The organism is Sphingopyxis sp., from assembly GCF_035686825.1.
Taxonomy (GTDB): Bacteria; Pseudomonadota; Alphaproteobacteria; order Sphingomonadales; family Sphingomonadaceae; genus Sphingopyxis.
Genome location: NZ_DASRYZ010000006.1, coordinates 143,285 through 162,333, shown reverse-complemented (window position 1 = coordinate 162,333; position 19,049 = coordinate 143,285). Strand labels below are relative to the sequence as shown.

The following is a 19,049-nucleotide window of genomic DNA, read 5'->3' as shown; positions in this document are numbered from 1 at the left end:
TCAAGATTTGATGTCGCATAGCGACCGAATGAAATCAAGCACTCAGTTCGGGATGTTTTGAAAGCTGGATCAGCGCGGACGCGGCATCGTCGCGAGCAGGAGCACCGCGATCGCGGTGAGCCCCGCAAGCAACAGGAAAAGCGCATCGAATCCGAAGCCGGGGACAAGCGAAATGGTCAGCCAGGGCATGATCAGCGACGGCATCGTATTGGTCAGGTTGAAGATGCCGAGGTCGCGTCCGCGCCGGTCCGAACGCGGCAATATGCGCAAGGTCTGGCTGGCATGGAGCGACAGGAACACCGTCGTCGCGACGCCGAACACAAGATAGCTCGCCTTTGCCGTGTCGAGCTCGGTCGCAAAGGCCATGCCGATCATTCCCGCCGCCGATACCGCCGCGCTGGCGACCAGCGGCAGGAAGGGCCGGTCGTTGCGGTCGGCCCAGCGGCCGCTCGCCAGCGCGATCGGGATCGCAAGCGTCAGCGCGACCCCGAAGATACGCGCCTTTTCATTGTCCTGCATATCGGGATCGATCGACCGGAACCAGAAATAGAGATAGGCGAAAAGCGCCGCCTCGGCGATCTGTACGAGCAGGCGCGCGAGCCACATCCGCACCGCCGGCCCGCTCGGGCGCTGCCGAGGCGCATCGGCAGCGCGCGCCGGGGGTGCGGTCAGTTCGGGAAAGGCACGCGGCCGGCCGAGCAGCAGCACGGGAAGCACCGCGCCCGCGACGAGCAGCGCGATGACGATCAGGCGGTTCTCGCCCGACACCAGCCCCGGCCAGGTCACGAGCGCGCCCGACCAGGCGCCAAGCGCGGGCGAGAAAGCGAGCAGCCCGCCGAGCAGCCCCTTCTGCGCATCGGGAACGCAGTCGCCCGCCCAGGCGGCGAGCGGCCCGAGCATCATGTTGAGCGTCAGCTGCCACGCGATGATGATGCCGACCAGCGTCCAGACATCCTCCGCCAGCGGAACGAGGAGCAGCAAGGTGATGCTGAGGATCAGCCCGGCGAGCACCCACGCGCGGCGGCTGCGCGTGCGATCGCTGAGCCAGCCAAACAGGATTCCGCCGACACTCGCGGCGATCGCGCCGAAGAAGGTGACATAGCCTAGCGTCTGGACGTCCGCCGGCCCGGCCAGCTCGGTCATGCGCGACGGCAGCCAGATCGTCAGGAACGGCACATAGGCGATCGCGCCGCCCGCCGCGGCGAGCGCATAGAGAAGCAGGAACGGGAGAGACTGGCGGCGAACCGGGCCGGCGTCAGCCATGAACGGCGGCCGGCGCGGCGGTCGACCCGCGCGGAACCAGCCCGCCCTGCACGCGCGTCGGCTCGGTCGGGCGCGGGGCGCCGCGCTGCGCCGCGATGATCAGCTCGACCGCGCGCGATGCGGTCTCGGCGACCGGCTGGTCGACCGCGGTCAGCGCCGGCTGGGTGAAGCGCACCACGGGGGTATTGTCGAAGCTGACGATCGAAAGCTGCCCGGGCACGTCGAGCCCCCTTTCGCGCGCGACCTCCAGCGTCGCGAGCGCCATCTGGTCGCTGCTCGCGATAATCGCGGTCGGCGGGCTCGCACCATCGAGCAGCCGCCGCGCGGCGGCGGCGCCCGAGGCATAGGTGAAATCGCCCTCCACGAGCAGGCCTTCGGTCGCCAGCCCGGCCTCCGCCATTTCGCCCATCCAGCCGTCGATACGCCAGCGGCTGAGGCTATATTCGGGCGACCCCGCGATAAAGCCGATGCGCTGGTGCCCGAGGTCGATCAGGTGGCGCGCCGCGCGCCGCGCCGACCCCTCGTCGTCCATCGTCAGCGCGATCCCGGCCGAGCCGCCGCGCGACCCGATGCGCGCGAACGGAATCTTCTGCTGGTCGAGCAGGCCGACGATCAGCGGATTGTCCGAATGCGGCGGTGTCAGGATCACGCCGTCGGGCTGGAGCGCCGCGATCGCCGCACGCAGCTCGCGCTCGACATGGTCGTTATGCGTGTCGACCAGCTCGAAGATCATGCGATAGCCATATTCGGCGCATTTCAGCATTCCGCCGAGCAGCATCTGGTCGACCCAGTCGATGCCCTGCCGACCCTGCCAGTCGGCGATCGTGCGTTCGCGGTCGTTGATCGCGAGGATGAGATAGGATCTGGAACCGCTCATCCGCTGCGCCGCGATCGACGGCACATAGCCAAGCTTGTCGATCGACGCCTGGACGCGCTCCTTCATTTCGGGACGGACATTGGGCTCGTCGTTGATGACGCGGCTCACCGTCTGCAGCGACACCCCCGCGTCGGCTGCAACATGCTTGATCGTGACCGACTGCCGCCGACGCCCCATTATTCTTCTTGATCCCCCGTGGTGCGGCAATCGCTAACGGCATCATCGCCACATTGCCAGACGCGAACCCAATCTATTTCCATAATTTTCGGATATCCGCTTTCGTCGACTCCCTTCAGCCCGCGTCCCTCGGCGAGCCCGCCGCCGACCGCGAGGTTGAGGATCAGGTGAAAGGGCCGGTCGAACGGCGCCGCAGGATCGTTCGATCCGCTCGTCGACCACTCGCTCGCGACGCGCGTCGCATAGGGCTTGCCGTCGACGGTCCAGACGATCTTCCCCTTTTCCCAGACGATGCCAAAGACGTGAAAGCCATCGAGCGGCGCCGGGAGCGCGGTCTCGTCGCCCTTATGCTTGTTGCCCGGCCACTGGCCGCCGAAATGCAGCGTGCCGAGGATGCGGTTCTCTACCCCGCCCGCGCATTCGTCGCATCGCACGCCGAGGTTCACCGCCTCCAATATGTCGATCTCGCCCGACGCCGCCCAGCCGCCATAATGATTGGTCTCGGGCAGCATCCAGATCGCGGGCCACGTCCCCTGCCCCTGCGGCAGCTTCGCGCGCACCTCGATCCGGCCATAGGTCCACGCCGCCTTGCCGCGCGTCACGAGCCGCGCGGAGGTAAAGGGCTTCGTCGCCTCTGCCGCCGCCTTTTCTGGGTCGCCGCGCTGCGAGAGCGGAAAGCGGGGCCCGGTCATCGCCTCCTTGCGCGCGGTGATGACCAGCCTGCCGTCCCTGACCGCGGCGTTGCGCGGCCGGTCGGTATAGCATTGGCGCTCGTCGTTGCCGCCGCCCCAGCAATCGACGTCGAAATCCCATTTGCCGCGATCGATCGCGCCGCCGTCGAACTCGTCCGACCAGACGAGCCGCCATCCGGCGTCCGCGGGCTGCTGCGCCGCGGCGGCGGCCGGCGCGGCCGCCAGCATCAGGATCGCCGCGGCGCGCATCAGGCCGCCTTCGGCTCCTCGGCGCCGCAATAGCGCGCGACATAGGCATGATGCTCGGGCAGTGTCGCGACCGTCTGCTCGATATTGTCGCGCAGCGTCTGGAACAGGCGCTCGACCTCGTCGTCGCGCAGCTTGGCGGCGATCGGGTGATAGGTCTGCGGCTCGATCCCCTGCCCCATCATCACCTGCACCCAGCTATTCTCGGCGAACAGCTCCTCATTCTTGCGGAAGACGCGGCCGGTTTCGCGGAACAGCTCGATCTTCTGCTGCAGCGAATCGGGGATCGGCATCGCGGCGACATGGCGCCAGAAGGGGCTGTCGCGCCGGTTGGTCGCTTTATAGTGCAGGACGACGAAGTCGCGGATCTGCTCGATGTCGAGCCGCTGCTGGTCGTTGAACTCCATCGCGTCGCGCTCGCTGACGCGGCCGTTCGGCATCAGCCGGATGAAGCGTAGCACCGCGCGCTGGATCAGATGCACCGTCGTCGCCTCGAGCGGCTCGACGAAGCCGCCGGCGAGGCCCACCGCGACGCAGTTGCGGAACCATTGCTTGCGCCGCACCCCGCCCCGGAACTTGATATCGAAGGGTTCGATCAGCGGCTCGCCGACGCTGCTCATCAACCGGTCATGGGCGGCGTCGCGCGACAGATAGCCGCTCGAATAGACGATCCCCGCGCCCATGCGATGCTGCAGCGGGATGCGCCATTGCCAGCCCGCGTCGTGCGCGATCGCCTGCGTATAGGGCATCGGCGGCCCCTGATGCTTCGCCTGCACCGCGATCGCGCTGTCGTTGGGCAGCCAGTGCCCCCAATCCTCGAACCCGGCGTGCAGCGCCCCGTCGATCAGCAGGCCGCGAAAGCCCGTGCAGTCGACGAACATATCACCCTCGATCCGCCGCTCGCCGTCGAGGTGCAGCGCCGCGATGTCACCGCTCTCCCCATCGAGTTCGACGCGCGCGATCTTGCCCTCGACACGTTTGCAGCCGTCGGCCTCGGCCAGTTTGCGCAGATAGCGGCCATAGAGCGTCGCATCGACATGATAGGCATAGTTCATGCGCTCTTCGGGAAGGTGGGCGAACTTGCCCTGCATCCCCGCGACGAGCTCGAGGCAATAATCGGCATAGGGCTGCTCGTGCCCGCGCTCGCGCGCATTGAGCCAGAAATGCTGGAAGCCCGCCGACCAGTGATCCTTCCCGCTGAGGCCGAAGCTGTGGAAATAGCTGTCGCCGTCATGCTTCCAGTTATCGAACAATATGCCGAGCTTGAAGGTCGCCTGCGCCGCGCGCATGAACTCGGTTTCGGCTATGCCGAGGATGCGGTTGAAATTGACGAGCGGCGGGATTGTCGATTCGCCGACGCCGATCGTCCCGATCGCTTCGGACTCGACGAGCGTCAGATCGACCGTATGCCCCATCGTGCGCGCGATCGCCGCGGCCATCATCCAACCCGCGGTGCCGCCACCCGCGATTACGACGCGCTGAACCGGTTTTCTGTCGCTCATTTACTCAAGGCCCTCAGCAAGAAGGCGCGCAGCCGTCCCGCCGTCTCGGACGTGAGCGGGGCGAGGATGCTGCGCGCGGTTTCGGGGATATGGTCGGTGACGCTGGTGTCGTTTTCGAAGACATAATGGTCGAACTGTTCGCGCCAGATCGCCTTGTCTTCCGCCGGCAGGTCGCGGATCGCGAGGATCGCATGGTTGAGCGCAGCCTGCGGCTGGCCGAGCCAGGCGGGGGTGCGGCGCCACCAGTAATTGACGAGGATGTTGAACTCCGCGAGCCCCTCGACATGGTGCCACCACATCGACGGGATGAAGATCGCATCGCCGGGCTCGAGCTCCACCGTCAGCGCCTCGGCCATTGCGTCGACAAAGCGCGGATGCTTCGCGAGGTCGGGCGCGTCGAAATCGACCATGCTGACGACGCGCCCCGCGGGCGTATTGTCGATCGGCCCCAGATAAAGGTCGCGGAACGCGCCCGGCGGAAACAGCGTGAAGCGGCGGCGCCCGACCGCGCAGCACGCCAGATTGTCGGGAAAGTCGTTGTGCGCCGCGATCTTGGTCCGCGTGCCGATCCAGATGCTCTTCAAAGGATCGCGGTCGCCAAGCTCGACCCCGTTCGCTTCGTCGAGCCCGTCGAAATGCGACGGAATATCGATCGATGCCAGATAGACGGTGCGCGCCTCGCCGCGTTCCTCGGCGGTATCGATACCGGCGAAAATATCGGCGAGCTTGCCCGTCCCGACGCGGAAATTCATTTGCATTTCGTCGTCGTAGAAGAGGCGCCCGTCGTGCCCCGGCGGGCCGATCGACACCTTGAACGGGCGGTCGCGCGCATGACCCAGCAGATAGCGCCGCGCATCGCGCGCCGACCCTTTGCCCGCTTCGACGAGCGGCCAGCCGGCGACGAGCCCGCGAAGGACAAAGGGCTCGCGCGCGCCTTCGAGCAACGCGTCGAGCCCCGCCCCCTTATCCCAGTCACGCTCGGGCACCCGCGCGAGGCGGTCGGTAAAGGCGCCGGGCTGTTCAGCCACCGCCGAGCCTGCGGTTCTTGCGCGCGACGAGCGCCGACAGCTGCGACAGCGACGCGAGCGCCATGAACATCGGCATCAGATGCCCCGCCGCGTGCAGCGCGCCGAGTGCCTCGGCGTCGAGCGCGCGCAGCTTCGCCTCGTCGATGATGTGGAAACCGACGAGCGAGTGGACCGAACCGTCGTCGAGCGTGACCTCGAGGCTGAAGGGTTCGAGCAGGTCATAAACCAGCAGCGCATCGTAGAAGGCGCGGCTCTCGCGATAGCCTTCGTCAAGGTCGCCAAGCCGCTCGGCGATCTCGTCCAGATAGGGTGTCGCCTTCCCTTCGCCGTCGAACAGCCGCACCCCCTCGCTCGCATCGGCGATCCGCGGATGGTCGAGGTCGATATGAACTTGCCCCACCCCCTCGCCGCCCGCCGGACGCCCGATCAGGAACGGCCCGATCGCCAGCGACAGCGGGCGATAGCGCGCGTCCCAGCGCCCGCCTTCGAGGAACAGATTCTCGCCATTCTGGAATCCGAACATCGCCAGCGCGGTGAAATCGTCGCGCCCCGTTTCGCGGCGGAACAGGATCGGGAAATGCGCCTGCACGCGCCGGAATTCGCTCGGCACGGTCAGCGTCGCCATGATGTCGTCGCCCAGTTCGGCCCCCGCGTCGGTGCGCACACGCAATTCGCGATGGGTCATGTTGTCGAGGACGGCGTGGCGGGTCATCAAATTCCTTCCTATCGCATCGCGGCGGCATGGGGGCCGGGTCGCAGCGCGTCGAGATAATCGCGATTGGCGGGGAGCGCAGCCGCAAGCGAACGCGCGCGCTGGCGGGTATCGGCAAGCAGGCCTTCCGCACGCACGCCCACCGTCGGCAGTTCGGCGGGAACCGGAAAGCCCATGCCATAGAGAATATATTGGTGGCTCTCGGCGGAGAAAATCTCGTCGACGCGTGGGAAGTCCCACGCCGATGGCGGCTGATCGCGCCAGAGCGCCAGCATCTCGGCCAGTCGCGGCGGGATATGCGCCGCCTCGCGCTGCGCCAGCCAATAGGGCTCCTCGCGCCGGCTGAGCGCGTAATGCAGCTTGAGAAATTCGACGATGCGGTCCCAGCGATAGCGGAACAGCTCGTTGAAGCGCGCGGCGTGGATCGGTAGCGCCGCGCGGCTCGCGGGAAAATTGTCGATCAGCGCATTCAGCGACAATTCGATCATCACGATCGCCGACGCTTCGAGCGGCTCGATGAAGCCCGCCGACAGGCCGATCGCGATGCAATTGCCCTCCCAGAAGCGGGCACGATGCCCGGTCGGGAAGCTCAGCCGCCGCGCCGGAACCTCCGGCGCGTCCGGCAACGCGCGCGCGATATAGGCGCGCAGCACCGCCTCCGCCCTGTCGTCGTCCATAAACCGGCTCGCATAGACGCAGCCGATGCCGCGACGTTCCGGGAGGCCAATGTCCCAGATCCAGCCCGCTTCATGCGCGGTCGATACCGTCTGCGACGCGACCGGGCTGCCGGGCGTCACCGGCACCTGCGCCGCGAGCGCACGGTCGTTGAACAATATGTCGCCACGATCGATCCAGTCGACGCCCAGATGCCCGCCGATCAGCAGCGACGCATGGCCGGTGCAGTCGATGAACAGCTCGCCCGCGATCGCGCCGTTCTGCCGTGTCGCGACCGACGCGATCCCGCCGGCGCCGTCGGGATCGACGCCCGTGACATGATCCGGAATATGCCGCACGCCAAGCTGCTGCACCGCGTGGCGCGCGAGCAGCGCCGCGAATTTCCCGGCATCGAGGTGATAGGCATAGTTCGCCGCGCCCTGATAATCGGGCATCGCCCGCTGCCGGGGCGCAAGGCCCAAATCGCAGACATGCGCCTGCGGCGTCATCGCCGCGGCAAAGGACAGGTCGGGGGCGCCCGACCGCCATGCCGCGAGTAGTTCGGCCGTCGGCACCGCGGGCGGCGGCGTGAAGGGATGCAGATAGCGATCGTCCGCCGCGCCGGTGACCCAGCCGTCAAACCGCGATCCCTGCTTGAACGATCCGTCGCACGCGGCGAGGAATTCGCTCTCGCCGATGCCGATCGCCGCGAGGGTCGCGCGCATCGTCGGCCAAGTGCCCTCGCCAACGCCGATCGTTGGAATATCGGGCGCTTCGATCAGCGTGACCGAAAGCCGGCCTGCCCTCGCCCGCGGCGAACTGGCGAGGCGCGACGCCGTCAGCCAGCCGGCGGTGCCGCCGCCCACGATGACAACCCTCTCGATCGCGCTATTCATTGCCGTCGATCCTAAGCCAAGCTTCCATCGCCGTCACGCAAAAGAGCCGCGCCCCGAAAGGCGCGACCCTCTTGCCTGCGACCCGGCGGAAATGGCCCACCGTCCTAAAAGCTGAACCTGACCCCTGCCGCATAGCGCGCGAAGCCCGGCTCGACGAAGTTGACGTTGTTCTTGTGGCGAAGGTGCCCGCGGCGCCCCTCGCCCGTCAGGTTGATCGCCTCGACAAAACCCGTGAGCCCAGGGATGAACTCATAGCTCGCACTCGCGTCGATCTGCCAATATTCCTCAATATAGAAGGGATTGGGGCCCGTTCCGGTCAGGAATTCGTCACGCCAGTTCCACGCGACGCGCGCTTGGAGCCCGTTCTTGTCATAATAGGCCACCGCATTGGCGCTATCGCTGAGGCCGGTCAGCGCGAACTGTGGCACCGACGACGGCTGCGTATTGTCATAAGTCGCATCGCCGTTGACGATCGTATAGTTCAAAATGACGCCGAAGCCGGTGTCCCAAAAGCTATGCTGAAGCGCGAACTCCCAGCCATTGAGCGACGCGGTCTGGTCGCTGTTCACCGGTGTGGTGATCTCGAAATTGACCAGCGGATCGCCCGGCGCGGCGTTGATGATGTTGCCCGTCACCGTATCGGGGAAGTTGTCGATGATATATTCGCGGATGTCGGCCACTGTCGCGTCCGCCCCGAGCGCGGCGATCGCGGCGTTCCAGCGCGGCCCGCCGATCGGCGTCGTCAGCCCGAAGGCGTTCGAGTCGATCCGCGTCGAGGAGATGAAGTTTTTCACATCCTTGTGGAAATAGCCCACCGACACATAGGAATCGCGGCCGTAATACCACTCCGCCGACAGGTCGATATTCTTCGACTTGTAGGGGATCAGCCCCGGATTGCCCTGCGCGCCCGTACCGCCGCCGACGCGGAACAGCGTATCGATCGTCCGTCCGCCCTGCATGCTTGCATAGTCGGGGCGCGTGATCGTGTGGCTGTAGGATGCGCGCAGCTTGACGTCCTGCATCGGTGAGATGTCGAAATCGACCGCGGGCAGCCAATTGTCGTACGAGCCCTTGAACCGGGTGAAATCGCTCTCGCCCGAAAAGACGACGTTGAGTTCATTGTCGCCGATCCAGCGCGTGGTAACGGGCACGGGCACCAGCGCCGCCGACGAAATGTCGGTCGTTTCGTACCGGACGCCAGCGGTGAGGTGCGCCGGATTCTCGAACAGGTCGAAAACGGTCCCCACCTGCAAATAGGGTGCCAGCGTTTTTTCGGTGATCCGCCGGTCGGTATTGAACACGGCCAGGCAAGTGCCCGGCTGCGCGGCGCCCGTTGCGGGGTTGCTGCACACCTGATAATTCTGCTCGTTCAGATCGGCCAGCCGTTCGAAATCGAAGGTATAGAAACTTCCGATCATCCCCGGTTGGGCGAGACCCGGGAATTTGTCCGGCAGCGTGACCAGCTTGAAAATATCGTCGGGGATATCCGACGCCGGACCCGCACCGCCCCAGGTGTCGTCATTCTGGATCGTGCCGAAGGCCGAACGCACCTTGCTGTCGACATAGGACACGCCGAAATCGATGCTGTCGAGGAAGCCGCCCTCGTGGTCATATTGGCCGCGCAGCTGCACCTGGTTGATCCGGTTGCGGAAAAAGGCGTTGCGGAAGGCATTGCCCGTCGGCGTGATCAGCGATGCGTCGAGCGGATCGATGCCCGGATACATGTCATAGGAGATGACCGGCAGGTCATTCTCGAAATCGATCCGCTGCGTGCGCACGCCGAACACCGCGTTGCCCAGCGACACGCTCGACCCGAAGCGATTGACCGGATTGACCTCGGCGGTCGAATGATGGGCGTCGAGCTCGAAGGTCACGCCGTCCGCGCCCTTCCATTCGAGGTTGAAGCCGAGCGACTTGTTCTCCGCCCGATTCTCGGTCAGCGCGCCGCTGTACGACAAATCCTTGCCGCCATAGAGCGCGTCGGGTCCGGGCGTCCCGGTCGGCGCCGCAAATTCCTCGCTATAGAAAATCGGCCCGGCGATCGGACCGTCGGTCCACGCACTCGACGTGTTTTCGTGGTTGAACCACACGCCGACATTGCTGTTCCGCGTTTGGACGGTGTTGCGCGAATAGATATAGTCGACCGTCGCGGTTAGCTCGTCCGTCGGCCGGAACTGCAGCACCGCTTGCCCGTTGATGCGCTCGCGGTTGATGTCATTGAGGTCGTAGGACGCATTTTGCGGCACCTGATAGACATCGTCCGGTCCCGGCCGGTTGGTGATGTTATCCGCGCGGGGCGTGCCCGGCTGCGCCAGCGAACCCCAGTTGTTCTCGCTGCCCAGATAGCCGTCGCGCCAGCCGACGTTCGCCCTGTTGGTGCTCGATTTGCGCTTTTGGTACGACCCCGCGATCATGATGCCGACGCGGTCGTCGACAAAGGTCGTGCTGAGGATGCCCGACACTTCGGGCGTGATCGTATCGCCTGCGTTGCGTGACGTGTCATAGACGCCCTTGACCGCCAGGCTGCCACGCAGCCCCGGATTGTCGAGCGGGCGCGGCGTGCGAATGTTAATCGTCGAACCGATGCCGCCCGACTCGACCGTAGCGCGGCCGCTCTTGTACACCTCGACCGATGCAACGCCTTCGGACGCGAGGTTGGCGAAATCGAACGAACGCGACGACGGCGCGCCATCACCGCCACCGATGTTCGCGGTCGGCACCTGGCGGCCATTGACCGTGACCAGGTTGAATTCGGGGCCGAAGCCGCGAACGGTGACCAGCTGTCCTTCGCCATTCTGGCGGTCGATCGACACGCCAGTGATGCGCTGGAGCGATTCGGCGAGGTTGGTGTCCGGGAATTTGCCGATGTCTTCGGCCGAGATCGCGTCGACGACGCCCTGCGCCTCGCGCTTGATGTCCGCCGATGCGGCGAGCGAGGCGCGGATGCCGGTCACGACGATCTCGTCGCCGCCGACCTCGCTGTCGGCCGGCGCTTCCTGCGCGACCGCGACCTGCGCCATGCCCATCATCGACAGCGCCGAAGTCCCGGCCAGAAATTTGGCAAGCCACTGCTTTTGAGACGCCCGCATCCCACTTCCTCCCACATAGCCGCTCTCTTTTGGTGGCGGCATTCCCGTTATGTGAACGTTATCTAAATGGGAACGTTCTCATTGTCAACGCGTCGAGCGTGGCATTTCGGTCACAATATTACAGAATTTGTGCCGCAAACGTATGCAGCATAACAGGCGCGTCGATCGCGGTTTCAGCGGCTCCAGCGCGCAAAAATCGCGGTCGGCAGCAGCAGCTCCCGCGCTTCCTCGCGCACCGCGAGTTCCCCGCACTCGATCTTGCCGGGCAGGTCGGCAAAGAGCTGCGCGAGCAACTCGCCGATCGCCAGCGCCGACATGCGCACCGCATAGACGGTGAGGAACAGCGCGCGGCTGTCCGCGTCGAGGAGCTGGCGGCAGTCGGCGAGCAAAGGCGCGAGCCCCTCCTCGATCTGCCACCGTTCGCCCCCCGGACCGCGCCCGAACTTCGGCGGATCGAGCAGGATCGCATCGTAACGCCGTTCGCGCCGCACTTCGCGCGCGGTAAATTTGCCCGCATCGTCGACGATCCAGCGCACCGGCTTGTCGCCCATGCCGGCGAGCGCGGCATTTTCGCGCGCCTGCCCCACCGACTTCTTCGACGCATCGACATGGGTAACCGACGCGCCCGCGGCGGCGAGCGCCTGGCTGCCGACGCCGGTGTAGCCGAAGAGGTTGAGGAAAGCGGGGTCGGCCTTGTCGGCGACCTGGCCGCGCAGCCAGTCCCACACCGGCGCCATGTCGGGAAAGAAGCCGAGATGGCGAAAGGGCGTGCATTGCGCGGTGAAACGCGCCTCGCGCCACGCGAGCGGCCAGCCTTCGGCGGGAACCGGCTTGTTGTAATACCAGCGCCCCCCGCCATCGTCGTCCGAAGCCGGGATGAACTCGCCATCGGCCTTGTCCCATTCGCTTTGCGGCAGCGCGGGCGCCCACATCGCCTGCGGCTCGGGGCGGATGAAGCGATAGCGGCCATAGCGTTCGAGCTTGCGCCCATTGCCGCTGTCGACCAGCCCATAATCGTCCCACGCCTCGCCGACGAGCGTGACGAGAGGCAGCAGCTCAGCCACGCGCGGCTTCCGCGAGGATGAACGCCTTCACCGCGTCATAGTCGCCGGGAAGCTTCGTATAACGTTCCTCGCGCTCGAACAGATTGCCGAGCCGCGCGGGCAGCGGCGGGCGCACGCCGGTCGCGCGCTCGACCGCCTCGCGGAACTTCGCCGGATGCGCCGTCGCGAGCGTCACGACCGGAATGTCGGCATCGATCTCGAGCGCCCGCGCCGCGGCGAGGCCGACCGCGCTGTGCGGGTCGATGACCTGCCCGCCGCGTTCCTGCGCCCAGCGCAGCGCGAGCGCCATCGTGTCGCCGTCGATGCTCGCGCTCGCGAACAGGTCGCGCGCCCCCGCGAGCATGTCGGCGGGGATCGTCATCGCGCGGTTCGCGTCGAACTCGCCCATCATGCCGGTGATCGCGGCGCCATCGCGGCCCGCGAGGTCGAAAAGCAGCCGCTCGAAATTGCTGCTGACCTGAATGTCCATGCTCGGCGTCGCGGTCGGCGTCACCGTGCCCGCGCTGTAATCGCCGCTGGTCAGCGCGCGGTGGAGAATGTCGTTAACGTTGGTCGCGACGACGAGCTTTGCGATCGGCAAACCCATCTGCGCCGCGACATAGCCCGCGAACACGTCGCCGAAATTGCCCGTCGGCACGCTGAACGCCACCGGCCGGTCGGGCCCGCCGAGCCGGACCGCGGCGTAGAAATAATAGACGATTTGCGCCATCAGCCGCGCCCAGTTGATGCTGTTCACCGCCGACAGCGTCACCTGGCTCCGCGCCTCTTCGTCGCCGAACAGCCGTTTCACCATCGCCTGCGCGTCGTCGAAGCTGCCGTCGATCGCGATATTGTGGACGTTGGGCGCGAGCACCGTCGTCATCTGGCGCCGCTGGACGTCGCTGACGCGCCCTTCGGGGTGGAGCATGAAGATGCGGATATGTTCGCGCCCCGCGACCGCCTCGATCGCCGCCGATCCGGTGTCGCCGGAGGTCGCGCCGACGATCGTGATGTCGGTATCGCCGCCCGCGAGGAACTTCTCGAACAGCTGGCCGAGCAATTGCAGCGCGACGTCCTTGAACGCCAGTGTCGGCCCATGGAAGAGTTCGAGCAGCCAGTGGCGATGGTCGAGCTGGACGAGCGGCGTCACCGCGTCGTGGCTGAAGCGGCCGTAGGCGGCCTTGCACAGCCCGCGCAGCTCGTCCTCGCTCAGCGCGCCCGCGACGAACGGCGCCATCACTCGCACCGCGGTTTCGACATAGTCGAGCTCGGCAAGCGCGCGAATTTCGTCGCGGCTCAGCTGCGGCCATTTCGCGGGCACATAAAGCCCGCCGTCGCTGGCAAGCCCAGCAAGCGTCGCGGCACGAAAGTCGAGGGTCGGCGCAGAGCCGCGGGTGCTGATATATTCCATGGCGGCCCAGCGCCTAGAGCGATTTCAAGCGAAATGGAACATTTCGCGGCTCGGAAATCGCGGAAAAATATCTTCGGGCGAAGGTCAAGGCCGCAAGCGGCGACGCACCGCCAAAATATAGATGACGAGCGCCGCGGCGGCGAACAGGAACCATTGCACCGCATAGGCGAGATGGTTGTTCGGCGTATCGTCGGCCGAGGGCACCCCGCTCGCGCGCAGCCCCGCGACCGGCGTATCTGCGATCAGCATCGCGCGCGCGGGTATCGCCTTGCCCGTCATGCGCGCAATCACCGTCGGCTGCTCGGGTCCCGGAACGATCGTCCCCTGCACCGTGCCGCCCATCCATTTGGGCGGAGCGAAATCGTCACCGATCCCGACATCGACGAGCACGCCCGGTCCCTCGGCGCCGGTGCGACAGTCGGCGATCATGCGGATGCCCGACCGGCCCTCGCGGTCGGTGCCACTCCGCTGGTCCCAGCGCACCGGTTCGAGGCACACGACGCTGCTCTTGCGATAAAGGAACCGGTCCCCGACCGGCGGCAGCTCGGGATAGGACACCAGCGACGACATCGCCATGTTGCGCTGGTAAAGCGCGATCAGTGCTTCCTTGTCGGCCTTGCGCTGGAGCTGCCACACGCCGAGCGCGATCATCACCGCGACCGCGGCAAGCACGAGCAGGGTCGGGATCAGCGGCCAGCGCCGTGCAGACGCGGCAACGTCCGCGGGTCGGGTGGGATCAGTCATCCTTGTTCTCCACCTTGCGCCCCTCGCCGGCCTGGCGCTGATGCTCGCTCGCGAGCAACGCACCCTTGCCGACGCGCAGGCCGTAAACGACCGCGGCGGCGGTCAGCGGCACCCACAGCAAGACATGCACCCAGAAGGGCGGCCGAACCAGACTATCGAGCGTCAATGCGATCGCGATCAGCAGCGCGCCGATGATCAGCGTCAGGAACGCCGCGGGCCCGTCGCCGACATTATAGCCCTCGAAATCGAGCGCGCAGACGCGACAGCGCGGCGCGAACTTCACCGGCCCCTCGAACAGCGTCTGCGCGCCGCACTGCGGGCAGAGACCGAAAAGGGCAGCGCGCCAGACCGGCGGCTGCCCCTTTTGCGGTTGATTGTCCGTGGACAATTTAGTGCGCGGCGATCGGCGCGCCCCAGCCGCCCCAGACATAGACGATGATGAAGAGGAACAGCCACACCACGTCGACGAAGTGCCAATACCACGCCGCGGCTTCGAAACCGAAATGCTGGGTCGGGGTGAAATGACCCTTATAGGTGCGCACGAGGCAGACGATCAGGAAGATCGTGCCAACCAGAACGTGAAAGCCGTGGAAGCCGGTCGCCATATAGAAGGCCGAGCTATAGTTGCTCTGCCCGAAACCCCACGGCGCGTGCATATATTCATAGGCCTGGATCATCGAGAAGACCGCGCCGAGGATGATCGTCAGCCACAGGCCCTTCTTGAGACCCTCGCGGTCGCCGTGGATCAGCGCGTGGTGTGCCCAGGTGATCGTCGTGCCCGAGCAGAGCAGGATCAACGTGTTGAGCAACGGCAGCGAGAAGGGATCGATGACTTCGATACCCTTCGGCGGCCACATGGTGATCGCGTCGGCGCCATCCTGGCCGAAGAAGGAGGTCACCGCGCCTTCGGCATATTCGATCGGAACCGGGAAGAGCGAGAAGTCGAACCACGCCCAGAACCAGCCGACGAAGAACATCACCTCGGACGCGATGAACAGGATCATGCCGTAGCGCAGGTGGAGCTGGACGACCGGGGTGTGGTCGCCGGCGTGGGCTTCATTGATGACGTCCGACCACCAGCTGAAGAAGGTCGCGATCACGCCCATGAAGCCGAGGCCGAGCACCCATTTACCGACGCCGCCGAAATGGTCGGCGTGCATCGCCATGACGAGTCCGAAGAACATCACGAGCGCAGCGACCGAACCGATCAGCGGCCAGACGCTGGGATTTACGAGGTGATAGTCATGATGTTTGGCACCGGACATGGCGTGTTTCCCGTTTTTTTGCAGCCCCAGCATGACGATTCCCCATCGTCCGCCGGTCTTTGATTGACTCTCGGATGCGGCCTTAGCTCGCGTTTTTATCCCCGTCTACAGGGTGGAAGGTGTAGCTGAGGGTGATTTCCTGCACGTCGCGCGCGTCGGGATCGTCCTTGATCTTCGGATCGACGAAGAACAGGACCGGCATCCGCATCTGCTGCCCCGGCTCCAGCCGCTGCTGCGTGAAGCAGAAACACTGGATCTTGGTGAAATACTGGCCCGCCTGGGTGGGCGTGACGTTGAAGCTCGCGGTGCCGACCACCGGCTGCGACGAATTATTCTCGGCGATGAAGATCGCCATGTCGCGCGCGCCGACGCTGACGGTGTCGGTCGGATGCTCGGGATAGAATTTCCACGGCAGGTTCGGCGAGACATTGGCGTCGAAGCGCACCGAGATCGTGTCGGACAGGATCTGCGGCTCGGCGGCGGCGGCGACGGGGTCGTACCGCTGCGTCGTGCCGCCGAAACCGGTCACGCGGCAGAAAAGATCGTAGAGCGGGACCGCCGCGAACCCGAGCCCGGTCATCGCGAGCGCCATCAGCGAGGCGAGGCTCGCGGTCTTCGCGTTCGGGGACAGCCGGTCCATCATGCGAAAATCTGCATCTTGGCGATGGTGATGAAGAAAAAGAGGATCGCGAGCGCGCCGAGCATCCACGCCATCAGATTGGCGCGGCTGCGCTGGCGGCGCCGATATTCGGCTTCGTCGAAGGGCTCAAGATTGGGTTCGTCGGTCATAGCGGCCACCAATGGTCGGCGACGACAGCGCCGAACAGGATGAAAAGATAGGCGATCGAATAAGCGAACAGCCGCTTTTCGGGTTGCATCGTATCGCCCTCGCCGGTGCGGCGCGTGCCGACCTGGATCGACAGCAACACGAACACAGCCGACAAGACAACCGCGGTCCAGCCATAGAGCGCGCCGGTATAGCCGAGCGGCCAGGGCGCGATCGCCGCCGCCGCCATGATCAGCGCATAGAAAAGGATCTGGCGCCGCGTCGACTGCTCGCCCGCGACGACGGGCATCATCGGAATGCCCGCGGCGGCATAGTCCGAGCGGACGAACAGCGCGAGCGCCCAGAAATGCGGCGGGGTCCACAGGAAGATAAGCAGGAACAGCAGCACCGGCAGCGGCGCGATCGACCCTGTAGCCGCAACCCAGCCGATCAGCGGCGGAAAGGCGCCCGCCGCACCGCCGATGACGATATTCTGCGGCGTCCGCGGCTTCAGCCACATCGTGTAGACGAAGACATAGAAAAGGATCGAGACGGCGAGCAGCAGCGTCGCCTGCCAGTTCGACGCGAACAGCATCAGGAACAGCGAAAAGGCCGCGAGCCCGACGCCGAACTGCAGCGCGGTCTGCGGATCGAGGCGTCCCGCGGGAAGCGGCCGCCCGGCGGTGCGCTTCATCTTCGCGTCGAGCCCCGCCTCATACCATTGGTTGAGCGCGCCCGACGCCCCTGCCCCCAGCGCGATCGCGAGGATCGACGAGAAGGCGAGCACCGGATGCACCTCGCCTGGCGCCGCGAGCAGCCCGCACAGCGCGGTGAACACCACCAGCGACATGACGCGCGGCTTGGTCAGCGCGAACAGGTCGCGCCAGTCGGCGGGTAAGGCCGTTTCGCCGTGGGTCAGGCTCTGCGCCATGGTCACTCCGGCCGTCAGGGAAACGCCCCCTGCCGATTGTCAGCAGGGGGCATAACCGATCAGGCGATAACGTTACGCGATCCGGGGCAGTTCGTTGAACTGGTGGAACGGCGGCGGGCTCGACAGCGTCCATTCGAGCGTCGTCGCGCCTTCGCCCCACGGATTGTCGGCGGCGCGCTTGCCCGCGAACAGCGAGTAGAGGATGTTCGCGAAGAAGATCAGCACGCCCACGCCCATGATCACATAACCATAGGACGAGATCAGGTGCCAGAAGGCATAGGCTTCCGCATAATCGGGATAACGGCGCGGCATGCCCTGCTGGCCCAGGAAGTGCTGGGGGAAGAACAGGACGTTCACGCCGATGAAGAAGATCCAGAAGTGCAGTTGGCCCAGGAACTCGCTGTACATCCGGCCCGACATCTTCGGGAACCAGTAATAGAAGCCGGCGAAGAGCGAGAAGACCGCGCCCAGCGACAGCACATAGTGGAAGTGCGCGACGACATAATAGGTGTCGTGCAGGTTCGTATCGACACCGCCATTGGCGAGCACGACGCCGGTCACGCCGCCGACGGTGAACATGAAGATGAAGCCCAAGGACCAGACCATCGGGGTCTTGAAGCTCATCGAACCGCCCCACATCGTCGCGATCCAGCTGAAGATCTTGATCCCCGTCGGGACCGCGATGACCATCGTTGCGGCGGTGAAATACATCTTCAGGTTCACGCTCATGCCGACCGTGAACATGTGGTGCGCCCACACGATGAAACCGACGACGCCGATCGCGACCATGGCATATGCCATGCCGAGATAGCCGAAGACCGGCTTGCGGCTGAAGGTCGAGATGATCTGGCTGACGATGCCGAAGCCCGGCAGGATCATGATGTACACTTCGGGGTGGCCGAAGAACCAGAAAAGATGCTGATAGAGGACGGGGTCGCCGCCGCCGGCCGCATCATAGAAGGTAGTGCCGAAGTTGCGGTCGGTCAGCAGCATCGTGATCGCCGCGGCAAGCACCGGCAGCGCGAGCAGCAGCAGGAAGGCGGTGACGAGCACCGACCACACGAACAGCGGCATCTTGTGCAGCGTCATGCCCGGCGCGCGCATGTTGAAGATGGTGGTGATGAAGTTGATCGCACCGAGGATCGACGCCGCGCCCGCAAGGTGGAGCGAGAAGATCGCCATGTCGACCGCGGGTCCGGGCGAACCGCTGGTCGACAGCGGCGCATAGACCGTCCAGCCGGTGCCGGCGCCAAGGCCGCTGCCGCCGGGGACGAACATCGATCCGACGAGCATCACGAACGCAACCGCCGTCAGCCAGAAGGAGACGTTGTTCATGCGCGGGAACGCCATGTCGGGGGCGCCGATCATCAGCGGCACGAACCAGTTGCCGAAGCCGCCGATCATCGCGGGCATGACCATGAAGAACACCATGATCAGGCCGTGCGCGGTGATCATCACGTTCCAGAAATGCTTGGCCTGCACCTCGCCCGCCGAAGCGTCGAACCATTGCGCCCAGCCGGCCAGATGCTGGATGCCGGGCTCCGCCAGCTCCCAGCGCATCATGCCCGAAATCACGCCGCCGACGATGCCGGCGATGATCGCGAAGATCAGGTAGAGGGTGCCGATGTCCTTGTGGTTCGTCGACATGAACCAGCGGACGAAAAAGCTCGGCGTGTCGTGGTCGTCATGCGCGTGATCGGCATGGCCGTGCGCGGGTGCAGTCGCTGCGATATCGGTCATCTGTCGGACCCCT

The 19,049-nt window shown here is 65.6% G+C and carries 17 protein-coding genes; all 17 read right to left on the bottom strand.

What is annotated here, in order from left to right; all coding sequences use genetic code 11:
- Positions 1 to 69: 69 nt before the first annotated feature.
- Positions 70 to 1,263 (bottom strand): MFS transporter, encoded by a 1,194-nt coding sequence (locus VFG17_RS14210; protein WP_325030037.1) that lies wholly within the window; start codon positions 1,261 to 1,263, stop codon positions 70 to 72.
- Positions 1,256 to 2,317 carry a LacI family DNA-binding transcriptional regulator gene (locus VFG17_RS14205; RefSeq protein ID WP_325030036.1) on the bottom strand — a complete coding sequence of 354 codons (1,062 nt, stop codon included), beginning with the start codon at positions 2,315 to 2,317 and terminating at the stop codon, positions 1,256 to 1,258. Before VFG17_RS14205 ends, VFG17_RS14210 begins: the two co-directional genes overlap by 8 nt.
- The gene (locus tag VFG17_RS14200; protein ID WP_325030035.1) at positions 2,317 to 3,258 is read right to left on the bottom strand and encodes a glycoside hydrolase family 16 protein; all 942 of its coding nucleotides are present in this window, start codon (positions 3,256 to 3,258) and stop codon (positions 2,317 to 2,319) included. The genes VFG17_RS14205 and VFG17_RS14200 overlap by 1 nt, the downstream gene beginning before the upstream one ends.
- Positions 3,258 to 4,757, bottom strand: a complete 1,500-nt coding sequence (locus VFG17_RS14195; RefSeq protein WP_325030034.1) for a tryptophan halogenase family protein — start codon at positions 4,755 to 4,757, stop codon at positions 3,258 to 3,260. The genes VFG17_RS14200 and VFG17_RS14195 overlap by 1 nt, the downstream gene beginning before the upstream one ends.
- A complete protein-coding gene (locus VFG17_RS14190; protein WP_325030033.1) occupies positions 4,754 to 5,785 on the bottom strand; it encodes a cupin-like domain-containing protein in 1,032 nt (343 codons plus the stop codon). The genes VFG17_RS14195 and VFG17_RS14190 overlap by 4 nt, the downstream gene beginning before the upstream one ends.
- The gene (locus VFG17_RS14185; protein ID WP_325030032.1) at positions 5,778 to 6,497 is read right to left on the bottom strand and encodes a SapC family protein; all 720 of its coding nucleotides are present in this window, start codon (positions 6,495 to 6,497) and stop codon (positions 5,778 to 5,780) included. The genes VFG17_RS14190 and VFG17_RS14185 overlap by 8 nt, the downstream gene beginning before the upstream one ends.
- A gap of 11 nt (positions 6,498 to 6,508) precedes the next feature.
- On the bottom strand, positions 6,509 to 8,047 hold the full coding sequence (locus VFG17_RS14180) for a tryptophan halogenase family protein (protein WP_325030031.1): 1,539 nt from the start codon (positions 8,045 to 8,047) through the stop codon (positions 6,509 to 6,511).
- Positions 8,048 to 8,151: 104 nt separating this feature from the next.
- Positions 8,152 to 11,136: a TonB-dependent receptor gene (locus VFG17_RS14175; RefSeq protein ID WP_325030030.1), complete on the bottom strand. Its 2,985-nt coding sequence runs from the start codon at positions 11,134 to 11,136 to the stop codon at positions 8,152 to 8,154.
- A 173-nt stretch (positions 11,137 to 11,309) separates the two neighbouring features.
- Positions 11,310 to 12,188, bottom strand: coding sequence for a class I SAM-dependent methyltransferase (locus VFG17_RS14170; protein ID WP_325030729.1), 879 nt, complete (start codon positions 12,186 to 12,188; stop codon positions 11,310 to 11,312).
- A gap of 4 nt (positions 12,189 to 12,192) precedes the next feature.
- On the bottom strand, positions 12,193 to 13,590 hold the full coding sequence (gene thrC, locus VFG17_RS14165; protein WP_325030029.1) for a threonine synthase: 1,398 nt from the start codon (positions 13,588 to 13,590) through the stop codon (positions 12,193 to 12,195).
- An 84-nt stretch (positions 13,591 to 13,674) separates the two neighbouring features.
- Complete coding sequence (locus VFG17_RS14160) at positions 13,675 to 14,334, bottom strand: SURF1 family protein (RefSeq protein WP_325030028.1); 660 nt, start codon at positions 14,332 to 14,334, stop codon at positions 13,675 to 13,677.
- Positions 14,327 to 14,764 carry a DUF983 domain-containing protein gene (locus tag VFG17_RS14155; protein ID WP_414712955.1) on the bottom strand — a complete coding sequence of 146 codons (438 nt, stop codon included), beginning with the start codon at positions 14,762 to 14,764 and terminating at the stop codon, positions 14,327 to 14,329. The genes VFG17_RS14160 and VFG17_RS14155 overlap by 8 nt, the downstream gene beginning before the upstream one ends.
- On the bottom strand, positions 14,724 to 15,599 hold the full coding sequence (locus VFG17_RS14150) for a cytochrome c oxidase subunit 3 (protein ID WP_325030026.1): 876 nt from the start codon (positions 15,597 to 15,599) through the stop codon (positions 14,724 to 14,726). Before VFG17_RS14150 ends, VFG17_RS14155 begins: the two co-directional genes overlap by 41 nt.
- An 82-nt stretch (positions 15,600 to 15,681) precedes the next feature.
- Entirely contained in the window at positions 15,682 to 16,242 is a 561-nt protein-coding gene (locus VFG17_RS14145; protein ID WP_325030025.1) for a cytochrome c oxidase assembly protein, read from the bottom strand.
- Entirely contained in the window at positions 16,239 to 16,388 is a 150-nt protein-coding gene (locus VFG17_RS14140; protein ID WP_325030024.1) for a hypothetical protein, read from the bottom strand. Before VFG17_RS14140 ends, VFG17_RS14145 begins: the two co-directional genes overlap by 4 nt.
- Positions 16,385 to 17,296: a heme o synthase gene (locus tag VFG17_RS14135; RefSeq protein ID WP_325030023.1), complete on the bottom strand. Its 912-nt coding sequence runs from the start codon at positions 17,294 to 17,296 to the stop codon at positions 16,385 to 16,387. The genes VFG17_RS14140 and VFG17_RS14135 overlap by 4 nt, the downstream gene beginning before the upstream one ends.
- A 72-nt stretch (positions 17,297 to 17,368) precedes the next feature.
- On the bottom strand, positions 17,369 to 19,036 hold the full coding sequence (gene ctaD / locus VFG17_RS14130; protein WP_325030022.1) for a cytochrome c oxidase subunit I: 1,668 nt from the start codon (positions 19,034 to 19,036) through the stop codon (positions 17,369 to 17,371).
- Positions 19,037 to 19,049 lie beyond the last annotated feature (13 nt).